Origin of the sequence: Microvirga sp. GCM10011540 (genome assembly GCF_042650665.1) — a bacterium.
Lineage (GTDB): Bacteria > Pseudomonadota > Alphaproteobacteria > Rhizobiales > Beijerinckiaceae > Microvirga > Microvirga lenta.
In genome coordinates this window covers 18,783-29,067 of record NZ_JBHSBQ010000014.1, presented here as the reverse complement: position 1 = coordinate 29,067, position 10,285 = coordinate 18,783, and the positions used below count along the sequence as shown (strand labels likewise).

Here is a 10,285-nt window from a genome sequence, read left to right as displayed (position 1 = left end):
CCGCCCCGGAGACGGTGCTACGGCCGGCTGCACAACCCCGGCCAACGCCGCCGGCCACCCCAGCCGTAGCGCCACGACCGATAATGCACTAATATTAACCTCGGACCACCTCGTGGGGGCCGGCCAAGCTGCATCACTTCGTGTCCGTGGGACCGTGGGATGAGGCTCCGCTGGAGGCCGAACTGCTGGCGCAGGCCAATTGGCTTGTAGGTGGCCCTGAGGCTGTCCTGGTGATCGACGATACCGCTCTGCCGAAGAAAGGCACCCACTCGGTGGGTGTTGGTCGGCAGTATGCCGGGGCGGTAGGCAAGAAGGCGAACTGCCAGGTGCTGGTTTCCCTCACGCTTGCCAAGGATGAGGTGCCAATCCCCGTCGCCTTGCGGCTGTTTCTGCCCGACACCTGGGTCAAGGATCCCGATCGCCTGCTGCGCGCCGGTGTGCCCGAGCGCTTCTGGACAGAGTGCTCGAAGCCGCAGATCGCCCTCACTGAGCTCCAGCGTGTCATGCAGGCTGGCGTGAGCTTCGGGGCGGTGCTGGCCGATGCCGGCTATGGCATCAGTGCGCCCTTCCGGCAGGCGCTCACAGCCTTAGGGTTGCTCTGGGCCGTGGGCACCGTGCGCATTCAAAAGGTTTATCCGGCCGATGTGCAGATGGTGGCCTCCACCACCACGCGCGGACGCCCCCGCAAGACGCTGGTTCCGGATGTCGAAGCGGTTTCGGCCGAGGCTATGCTGGCTAAGGTGTCATGGCGCCGGGTCACCTGGCGGCGTGGCACCAGAGGGCCGTTGCGGGCGAGGTTTGCCGCTACGCGTGTGCGGGTGGCTGATGGACCGGCGGTTCAGTTGCGCGGGCATGCCGCCCAGCACCTGCCAGGCGACGAGGTCTGGTTGGTGGGTGAGCATCGCTCATCGGGGGAGCGCAAGTACTACCTGTCCAACCTGCCGCCCGACACGCCATTGAAGCAACTGGCGTCTCTCATCAAGGCCCGATGGGTGTGCGAGCAGGCGCATCAGCAGTTGAAAGAGGAGCTTGGGCTCGATCACTTCGAGGGCCGCTCATGGCGCGGCTTGCATCGACATGCGCTGCTGACGCTGATCGCCTATCTGTTCCTGCAGCATCTGCGCCTGCGGGCAGCCACAGGGGGAAAAAAGAAAAGCCAGCGGACCTCCACCGCAACCTAGCTTACCGGCCATTCGGCGCCTGCTGCTTGACCATCTGGCGCACGCCATGCGACTGCGATGTCCGTTCTGCCGGGCCCGCTTCACCCTCGGCTCACTGATGAAAGTGCCAAAGTAGTGCTAGCTGATCGGTGCTGCAAGCCGTCGAGACGATCAGAGGGCGAGCCGCCGGAGAGATTAAGGTAGTCAGGCCTTGTCGGAGCCTGCCGCGTTGGCTGACCGAGTGCTCTGGAGGACGGCGGCGCCTGCGACACTCGTCTTGGGAGCAATCCGCCAATCTCTCCCTGGGCTCTTCGAGACGGTCAGCCAGTTGCGAACGGGATAAGGCCTCAGCAGTTCATGCGCTGAACCTGCGTCGACGCTTGCTTGGATTGATCCCAGACCCGTCCGCCAGGTCTCGAAGAACTGCCGCAGCTCGGCCGCCGGAATAGCCCTGCTGACCAGATATCCTTGAACCTGGTCGCAGCCATTGTCCTTCAGATGCTCGAGTTGCGCTCTCGTCTCGACACCCTCCGCCACCGTTGCGATCCCAAGGCTCCGTCCCAACCCTGTGACGGCATGAATGATGGCCGTGCAGTGCTTGTTCTCCCCGAGCTCGCGCACGAAGGAGCGGTCGATCTTAATCTTGTCGAACGGAAAGGCCCGCAGGTAGCTCAGGGACGAATAACCTGTGCCGAAATCGTCCATGGCAACGCGCACCCCAAGGTCCCGCAACTGGTGCAGGGCTGACATGGTCGCCTCGTTGTCGAGCAGCAGCACCGACTCGGTGACTTCAAGTTCAAGGCGATCAGCCGCGAGGCCCGATTGAGCGAGCGCGTTCCTGACACAAGCAACGAGGTTGCCACTGTTGAACTGCGCTGGAGAGAGATTGACCGCAACCCTGACTTGCTCAGGCCAGCCGACGGCCTCCGCGCAGGCTTTGAGGAGAACCCACTCGCCGATACGACCGATCAGGCCGATATCCTCCGCCAGCGGAATGAACTTGGCCGGGGAGACGTCACCGTGAACGGGATGGCGCCAGCGCAGGAGCGCTTCGCAGGCTTCGATCCTGTGCTCCGTAAGTTCAATGATCGGTTGGAAGTGGAGTTCCAGCTTCCTTTCGGCGAAGGCCTGCCTCAGGTCATGCTCGATTTCCTGACGGGCCTGCAGGCGGAGGTTCATGTCCACCTCGAAGAAGCAGAATCTGCGCCTCCCTTCGGTCTTGGCGCGGTAAAGGGCTAGGTCGGCATTGCGCAGGAGGAGATCGGCCTCCACGCCGTCGGCCGGTGCGGTTGCGATCCCCACGCTCATGCCGCTCAGGACCTGCTGACCCTGGATGCGAAACGGCTCTTCGAACGCGCCGGTGACGCGCTCCGCGAGCGCAGCGATATCGCCAGCTTCCCTCGGGTTGGTGTGGAGGATGGCGAATTCGTCGCCGCCGAGGCGGGCAACGAGATCGCTATGCCTCACGCACTTGCGCAGGCGTTCCGCAGCCTGACGCAGGAGTTCGTCGCCAGCCGAGTGGCCTAGGGTATCGTTGACCACCTTGAGATTGTCGAGATCGAGGCAGAACAGACCCAGCCGGCCGTCGTTTCCCCGGACGTGACCGAGCGCCGTCTCGAGCCGCTCGCGGAAGAGAACACGATTGGGTAGGTCGGTGAGAGCATCATGATGCGCCATGTGGGCGATCCGGGCCTCCGCCCGCCGGCGCTCGGTGACGTCGATGGCGGCCATGAGTACGGCGGGGCGTCCCTCGAACGTGATCGTGCGGGCGAAAGTATTCACCTCAATGAAGTTGCCATCAGCCTTCAGGTGTCGCCAGTGGCCGTTAGAGCCGTTCAGACTGGATATCTCGCGGACGGTTCGTTGGACGATGTCCCATTCATCCGAGGGCTGTAAATCGAGAAGCGTCATGCCCTCGAACCGTCTCCGGCTGTACCCATAATGCATGACTGCCGCATCGTTGACGCGCAGGATGCGGAGGTCTTCCGGCTTGAAGAGCCACATCGGTATGGGATTGCCCTCGAAAAGCAGGCGGAACGAGGCCTCACGGCCTTTGAGGTCGGTAATGTCCGCAAGTGTGACCGCGAGCAGATCGCCAATGCATCCGACCTCGATCTTGAAATCGATCTGCTTTCCGCTTTTGGTGGGATAGGTGAACTCGAACGAGTCACGGCCCCCCTCGCCGAGAATTTGAACAAGCCGCGTCATCCCGTCAGTGGCAGCGAAGTTCGGGACGACGGTCGAAAGAGGTTGCAGGCACAGTTCGGATGCCGGCCGCTGCAAAAGGCGGGCCGCTCCTTCGTTCAGCGCCAGAATGGTAAAGTCGGTGACTTCGTTGCTTTCGCCGCGGACGACGCTGAGCGCCAGCATACCTTGGTTCGTCGCCCGAAAGATGGCATCGACCAGATCGAGCCGCGAAGTGACGCCCTCGATGAAGAGCAGAACGAAGGGATGTCCCTGCCGATTGGCGAGGGGAAGTGCAAGCAGGCCGGTGCTCTCAATGGTGCCTTGGCGAAAGCGGATGCAGTGGGTGGTCGCTGGGGCGCATGATCGAAGCGCATCGTGGACGACCTCCCGCATTCCATGCGTGACGTCCGCCAGCAGGGACCCGATGTCGAGACCCTGGACTTCGTGTCCGAGCCAGCGTTCGAAACGCGCCCCGCCCCAGAGGATCGCTAGTGGTGCGTGGCCGTTCGTGGTCACCAGGGCGCTGCTGTCGGCATGACGTCCGAGACCGCCAAGAACCGTGTCCTCGTAGGTCGGCAGGACGCCGGGTGACGTTTGCATGGAATACCAGCGCTGCTGCAGCGCCGAGGCGCCGTCTGAACCGTCGGCATCCATCGCGAAGGAGACTTGACTTGGCATTTTCGAGCCATCCGGCTGCTATGACATGGAATCAGACGAGGCGTAGGCCCCACCGCCTAGTACCGTCGGATGGCGACAAAGGAGCGTTCATCCTATGCTCCCATGAGGACGTGGACCTGAACGGCGCCTGCGCCGAACGCCTAGAGCCTTCTTGTCAGCTCCGTGACAGGTACCGGATTATAGTCTGACAGGGTTAACCGACGCTTCATGGCACTGAATTCGCTGGGGGTTCATGCGGCCCGCACGCGGGTGAGGAAGTCGCCGATCTCCTTCTCCAGAACTTGGGAGGTTGCGGCGAGATGACCTGCTACGGTCAGCACGTTCTCCGCGACGGCATCACTTGATGCGGCCGCCTCCTGGACCCGGGTAATGTCGTCCGTCATCTCCTGCGCGGCTGTGACGGCATTGCCGATCCCTGCTACGATCTGCCGGGTCGCGTGCTTCTGCTCGCCGGCCGCGGATGCGACCTGGCCCGCGATTGCGCTGATGTCCCGGATCGTCTGCCCGACATTGCTGATGGCCTGCACCGTTTGGCCGGCGGCATTCCGGATCGCGGCGATCTGCTCTGAGATCTGCTCGGTCGCCCGGCTGGTCTGGTTCGCAAGAGCCTTTACTTCATGCGCGACGACGGCGAAGCCCTGACCGGCTGCGCCGGCCCGTGCAGCCTCGATCGTGGCATTGAGCGCGAGGAGATTGGTCTGGGAGGCAATGGTCGCGATGAGCTCGACCACGGAGCCGATTTCTTGGGTCGCCACTGTAAGGGAACGCGCGGTTCTGTCCGTGTCGGAGAGCTCGGACAGCGCCGTCGATGCGATGGAAACGGCAACCCCGATCTGCCGGTCAATCCCCTGGGTCGTTTCGGCGAGGGTCTCGGCTGCCTGAGCTGTCGATCCGACTTCTGCCGACGTCCGATCCGCCGCGGATGCCACGCTCGTCGCTCTTTGTGATGCGATTTGCGCCGTGTTCCGCATGGAGCGCGCGACCTCGTCCATCCGTGCGGCGGCTCGCGACAGATCTTGCGTGACCTGGTGCACACGTTGTTCGAACAACGCGGCTGCACTCTCCAGGCGGCTCCCGCGCTCAAGCTCCTCGGCTGTTCTAGCGGTCGCCTGTTCATCACTGATGCGCTTGTCGATAAGGGCGCTTCGAAACGTCGAAATGATGCCGGCCATTGCTCCGATCTCGTCGCGTCGTGTCAGAAAGGGAACCTCGACATTCAGGTCGTCTGTAGCAAGGGCGGACATGGCGGTTTGCAGCCGGGAGAGGGGGCGCTGGATCTGGGTCGCCGCGAACCAGCCGGCGCCGAATAGGGCCAGGGTGATGCTTCCGCCGAACACGGCCAGCAGAACGGCCTTGGCCTGCCGTTGGGCTGCATTTGCGGTTGTACGGGACTGATTGAGGGACTGCAAAATGTCATCGCCCAACTGCGTGATGGAATTGACCATCGCTTCCCGGCTTTTGATGGTCGCCTCGTCGGCAGCTTGGATGAGGGCGGCTTTGGGGGACACCGTTATGCCGAGTTCGGCCGTGTCGCGCTGGTAGGCCAGAAACTCCTGTAGGCGAAGCGAGAGTGCCTGCTTGTGGTCGGGCTTGCTCGATTCGAGCCATGCTAGAAAGGGATCCTTCCTCCGCTCGATCTCCGCAAGCGCCGCGGCGAGTGACTCGAACTTCGCCTTGGCCTGATCCTTGTCCTCGGCCGTGTAGACGGCGTGGGCGACAACCACTGCATGCTCGATGGCCCGAGCGAGAGCCTGAGCCTGGAGCGCACCGTCCCAGGCCACCTCCAGGGTGCCGGCTCTCTCGTGCTCACGGTCGATCTGAGCCACAGCGTACCAAGCGAGGCTGAGGGCAGTGAGCCCCAGTAGACCAACGGCGGCCGCAAGCTTGCTGCGTAGGCTGATAGACATGAACTTTGCTCCAAGCGCTGTTTCTTAGCGGCTTGTGTGGTGCGATATCCTACCTGAGGGTTAAAGGTAGCCGCCTAGGAATAAATTTTTTGTCGAGTGCCCGAAACTGCTGTAACGGGAAAGACGGCACCGGATGCTGTTGTGGTTTCGGGTCGGGTCGCCCTGTCATACAGCTGTTAAAGGCACGCTCTAATCAGCGGCGCCGATATGCAGCGTTGCCTTTGGTCCGGCACGGCGGATCCGAACCGTCACGCCGTCGACGGAGACCAGATAACCCTGGCAATAACACTGTCCATAGGTGCCCGAGCGCCACTCATTCCCGCACACGAGGAATTTGCGTTCGATTTCGACGGGCATGCCAAGCGCCTACATTGATTAGATATGATGGATAGGAGAGGGACGCCACCGGTGGCCCAACGCCGCGGCCCTATCCCAAGGTTCCGCAGATTGCAGTCACGCTCGTTGCCTGTCTATTGACGGCCCGTCAGAACGAGCATCAGGGCGGCCAGAGCGACGAGCGTGAAGCTGGCGCGGCTGGTAGCCCCAGTCGCGACTGTAGGACCAAGCGGGGAGAGTGCTGATGCCGAGGAGGACGAGGATGAAGAGCAGAAATGCGCCGGTGTCCATCGTGCAGGTCCCATACCGCCGAGGCAACCTCGCTGTCGGATGCGCCCTAAATTTTTCCGGTGAAGCTCTACGCCAACACTTGGCAAACAGCCAAGCTTATTCAGCCGAAACCACCAAGAAAAGCGGGCGCCAGACAACAGTGCATCCGTGCTGCCCAAGTTTGCGCCCGCAGCTAAGAGCTAGACCTGTTCCATGACAGAGCGATGACCGTTTCTACCTTGCTGGTAGGACCGGATGCCACGCGCGTACCGGCTGTGGTTCACGGTCCAGATCACAGAGAGCCTGACGGACTCCTCGACCATGCGCGCCGATCACGATCGCGTGCGCCGCGCCGGAGTTGAGTCCGAACAAGCTGACGGCGGCGACCACAAGCTCAAAAGTTGCTCGCACCGATCAGCGCGGCCTACCACTACAGTTGCACCCGCCGCTCATGGGCTCATAATCTCCTGATCTGACACAGGAGGCTGCCATGACGGGTGTGGCCATCGAGCAGATGCTCGAGCTCTGGTGTGTGGAGTTGCGTCAGGTCAAAGCTCACCTGAAGTCCCTGTTCGCCCATCCCAGTATCGCGGCCTCGGCGGCCGCCTTTCTCGATGGGCTGCTCGGCCCTGAGCGGCGTAAGACGGGGTGGATGCGGGCCGAAGCCGCGGGTGATCCGGGTCCCTGGCGCCAGCAGGCGGTGCTCGGCCGCGGCCACTGGGACGCGGATGCTCTGCGGGACATGGTGCGCGACTATGCCCTTGAGACGCTCGCCTCGCCCGGTGCGGTGCTCGTCCTCGACGAGACTGGCTTTCTCAAGCAGGGCCAGCACTCGTGTGGGGTTGGACGCCAGTACACCGGATCGGCCGGCAAGATCACCAGCTGCCAGATCGGCGTCTTTGCCGCTTATGTGTCCGACAAGGGCTGTGCTTTTATCGACCGTCAGCTGTATCTGCCCAAGGACTGGCACGGCCGAGCAAATCGCGCAGGCCCTGTCTTCCGAGGCTTGGACGCGCCTGTCAGCCGGCACCGGCACGAAGGGAGCGCGCTTGTATGACTGGGCCTATGTCGAGTTGGCTGATCTCAGGGCGGAGGAATACAACAAAGATCTAACCGGCCTGTGGACGCGCGGCCTGTTGATCCGACGCAGCCTCTCTGATGGGGATCTGGCATTCTTTTCGACCTGGTGTCCGGCCGGCACGCCAATCAACACGCTGGTGCGGGTCGAGGGTCAGCGCTGGGCGATCGAGGGCGCCTTTGAGACGGCGAAGGAGAGCATGAGGAGTTGTGGGGCAGCTTGGTAACGGGGCGGTTGTACACGGTCTCCGGCGAGACGAAACAAGGCTACGGGGCATCCTCACTTGCCAAAGCGCACCTCATCCGAACCCGACTTGTCTGGTGCTTCCCAATCTCCGAAGATTCTGCAGTTCAAGGTTTGGCTGGTGGGCATCAGCCCCGTGATCTGGCGGCGGGTTCAGGTGCCAGCCAGCATGACCCTGCGGGAGCTGCACGGTGTCATACAGGTGGCGATGGGCTGGGAGGGCATCCATCTGTTCCAGTTCACGCTCCGGGCCAGACGGTTCGGCTCTCCAGAGTTGGCAGCTCGGTCTCCTGATGTCCCGCTCTCCGAGCTTCGCCTCCGCCAAGGAACCCGCTTCCGCTACGAGTACGACCTCAATGGCCCCTGGAAACACGAGGTACGCCTCGAGGGCCGACATGAGGCTGACCCTGGGAGTAGCTATCCCATTTGCCTGGATGGGGATGGATTCTGCCCGCCGGAGGACTGCGGCGGGGTGAGCGGCTTTCTGGCCCGGCGTGAGGCCTGGACTGCTCCGGAGACCCGTGATGACTTCGCCGCCCTAGCTAATTTCGTGGATCAGCTCGCTCTCAAGCGAAGCACAGGCACCTCCATCAATGCCGAGGAGGTCGATGACGTCCGGGAGGCTCTCGAGCGCCTTGAAGTGCGCCAGAGCTGGCAAGGAAAGCCGTTCTCCCGCAAGGACATCAACGGGCGGCTAAGGAACGCCGAGTATCTCGACCTCATGCATCAACAGTGGTGAGGCCATGGCCGCGGTGATCTGACCACGGCGCCTCGGCTCGCCCGAGAACCCATGGAAGGTCCCATGCAGGTCAGGATCATGCTTCAGATCGTCGGAGACGACGGTACCATAGGTGGCACGGAGGAAATCGCGGCTCTAACGAAGGTCACCGAGGGAGCCGAGGATCTGGGCTTGTCCCTGGCCGAGAGCAAGGCCCTGCTGGCAGCCGCTCAGCAGCGGATCGTCGAGGCTCAGGTCAATGGCTGGCTCGAGAAACACCGGCACTGCCCAATCAGCGGTCGCAAGCTCCGGTGCAAGGGCAGCTATCCGGTCACCTTTCGGACCTTGTTCGGCGATGTCCAGCTCAAGAGCCCACGCTTCTACGTTCTCAAAGAGCGGCAGGCCAATGGTCCGGCAACGATCTCGCCATTGACGCGGTTGCTTCCCGACCATGTTGCGCCCGAGCGCCTGTACCTCGAGACCCGCTGGGCCTCGCTCGTGCCCTATGCGGCAGCCGCCGATCTCCTGGCCGATGTCTTGCCTGTTGAGAGCGGTGTCAACGCGACGACGGTCCGTCAGCACGTCCTGCGGGCAGCCGAGCGGATAGAGGGCGATCTCGCTGAACAGCGGGCCTCATTTACCGAGGGCGCAGACTCTCGCGATTGGGACGACCTGCCGGTCCCCGATGGCCGGATGGTTATCGGCCTGGACGGTGGCTACATCCGCGACTGGCGCGACAGAAAGAAGAACTTCGAGCTCATCGTCGGCCGATCCATGCCCGAAGATGGGGAGGCCCGGTACATCGGCTTCGTTCATGGCTATGATCGTAAGCCGCAGCGCCGCGTTATTGATCACCTCCGCCGACAGGGCTTCCAAGCCGATCAGGATCTTACCTTTATCACGGATGGCGGGGAGGAGGTCCGCTCCCTCGCTGAGCGGATCAGTCCGTGCAGTGAGCATGTGCTTGACTGGTTACACATCACGATGCGGATCACGGTACTGCGCCAGTTCGCCCAGGGACTGATGCACCATGACAAGGACCCCGGAGTGGCGACGATTGATGAGTTGCGCCGGATCAAGTGGTTCCTCTGGCACGGCAACACCTACCGAGCCAGTGGGGCTATCGATGATCTGCTTCTCGATCTGGAAGCTCTCGAAAGTCGCTATCCCAATCTGCGCAGGTTCCGGACGGCGATGCGGGAGTTTCGGGTCTACATCACCAGCAACGAGGCCAGCCTGATCAACTATGGCGAGCGCTATCGGTCTGGCGAGCGGATCTCCTCGGCCTTTGTCGAGGCGACGGTGAATGCGGTGATCAGCAAGCGCTTTGCCAAGAAACAGCAGATGCAGTGGAGCCGGCGCGGGGCTCATCTGCTCCTGCAGACACGGGCCAGGACCTTGGATGGCTCGCTGCGTGCTACATTCGAGCACTGGTACCCCGGCATGATGAATGACAATAACAGGGGCCACAGACAGGCCGCAGCTTAGCTGCCCCACAGAACCTCATGCTCTCCATCCCTCTCACGAGCAAGAACAAACGACTAGCTGGGCCTTAATAACGCCCCAACGGCAGTTTTGTTTAGCCAGATGAATTCTGTGGCCTGTCAGGGCGGCAATGAGGAGCCTGCCATGTGCAAATAACTCTCGCACGGCCCGTTCTTGGCTACCTCACGCTTCGGAGGCTAGGGCAACAAAAGGTAAGCTGCAC

At 62.4% G+C, this 10,285-nt stretch carries 6 protein-coding genes and 2 pseudogenes; 4 read left to right on the top strand and 4 right to left on the bottom strand.

Annotated features, from left to right (window positions below):
* Positions 1 to 125: 125 nt before the first annotated feature.
* Positions 126 to 1,181: pseudogene (locus ACFOYU_RS06685) on the top strand (IS701 family transposase); the annotation flags it as partial.
* A 183-nt stretch (positions 1,182 to 1,364) separates the two neighbouring features.
* Here the strand turns inward: ACFOYU_RS06685 and ACFOYU_RS06680 are convergent.
* From ACFOYU_RS06680 to ACFOYU_RS06665, 4 genes are all read right to left on the bottom strand, one after another.
* Positions 1,365 to 4,025, bottom strand: a complete 2,661-nt coding sequence (locus tag ACFOYU_RS06680) for a putative bifunctional diguanylate cyclase/phosphodiesterase (protein ID WP_377032965.1) — start codon at positions 4,023 to 4,025, stop codon at positions 1,365 to 1,367.
* A 230-nt stretch (positions 4,026 to 4,255) separates the two neighbouring features.
* Positions 4,256 to 5,932: a methyl-accepting chemotaxis protein gene (locus tag ACFOYU_RS06675; protein WP_377032964.1), complete on the bottom strand. Its 1,677-nt coding sequence runs from the start codon at positions 5,930 to 5,932 to the stop codon at positions 4,256 to 4,258.
* Between the two features lie 189 nt (positions 5,933 to 6,121).
* Positions 6,122 to 6,289, bottom strand: a complete 168-nt coding sequence (locus ACFOYU_RS06670) for a hypothetical protein (RefSeq protein ID WP_377032963.1) — start codon at positions 6,287 to 6,289, stop codon at positions 6,122 to 6,124.
* Between the two features lie 96 nt (positions 6,290 to 6,385).
* Positions 6,386 to 6,559, bottom strand: coding sequence for a DUF3309 family protein (locus ACFOYU_RS06665; RefSeq protein WP_377032962.1), 174 nt, complete (start codon positions 6,557 to 6,559; stop codon positions 6,386 to 6,388).
* 469 nt (positions 6,560 to 7,028) lie between these two features.
* Between ACFOYU_RS06665 and ACFOYU_RS06660 the strand changes: the two are divergent.
* The 3 genes and pseudogenes from ACFOYU_RS06660 to ACFOYU_RS06650 all read left to right on the top strand — a co-directional run.
* Positions 7,029 to 7,818 (top strand): annotated as a pseudogene (locus ACFOYU_RS06660) (IS701 family transposase); the annotation flags it as partial.
* Positions 7,819 to 7,899: 81 nt separating this feature from the next.
* On the top strand, positions 7,900 to 8,598 hold the full coding sequence (locus ACFOYU_RS06655) for a plasmid pRiA4b ORF-3 family protein (RefSeq protein WP_377032961.1): 699 nt from the start codon (positions 7,900 to 7,902) through the stop codon (positions 8,596 to 8,598).
* A 63-nt stretch (positions 8,599 to 8,661) separates the two neighbouring features.
* Entirely contained in the window at positions 8,662 to 10,065 is a 1,404-nt protein-coding gene (locus ACFOYU_RS06650) for an ISKra4 family transposase (protein ID WP_377032960.1), read from the top strand.
* Positions 10,066 to 10,285 lie beyond the last annotated feature (220 nt).

Excerpts from the sequence above, each read along its gene's own strand:
- ACFOYU_RS06680 (WP_377032965.1), bottom strand. The coding sequence starts at position 4,025 with ATGCCAAGTCAAGTCTCCTTCGCGATGGATGCCGACGGTTCAGACGGC.
- ACFOYU_RS06675 (WP_377032964.1), bottom strand. The coding sequence starts at position 5,932 with ATGTCTATCAGCCTACGCAGCAAGCTTGCGGCCGCCGTTGGTCTACTG.
- ACFOYU_RS06670 (WP_377032963.1), bottom strand. The coding sequence starts at position 6,289 with ATGCCCGTCGAAATCGAACGCAAATTCCTCGTGTGCGGGAATGAGTGG.
- ACFOYU_RS06665 (WP_377032962.1), bottom strand. The coding sequence starts at position 6,559 with ATGGACACCGGCGCATTTCTGCTCTTCATCCTCGTCCTCCTCGGCATC.
- ACFOYU_RS06650 (WP_377032960.1), top strand. The coding sequence starts at position 8,662 with ATGCAGGTCAGGATCATGCTTCAGATCGTCGGAGACGACGGTACCATA.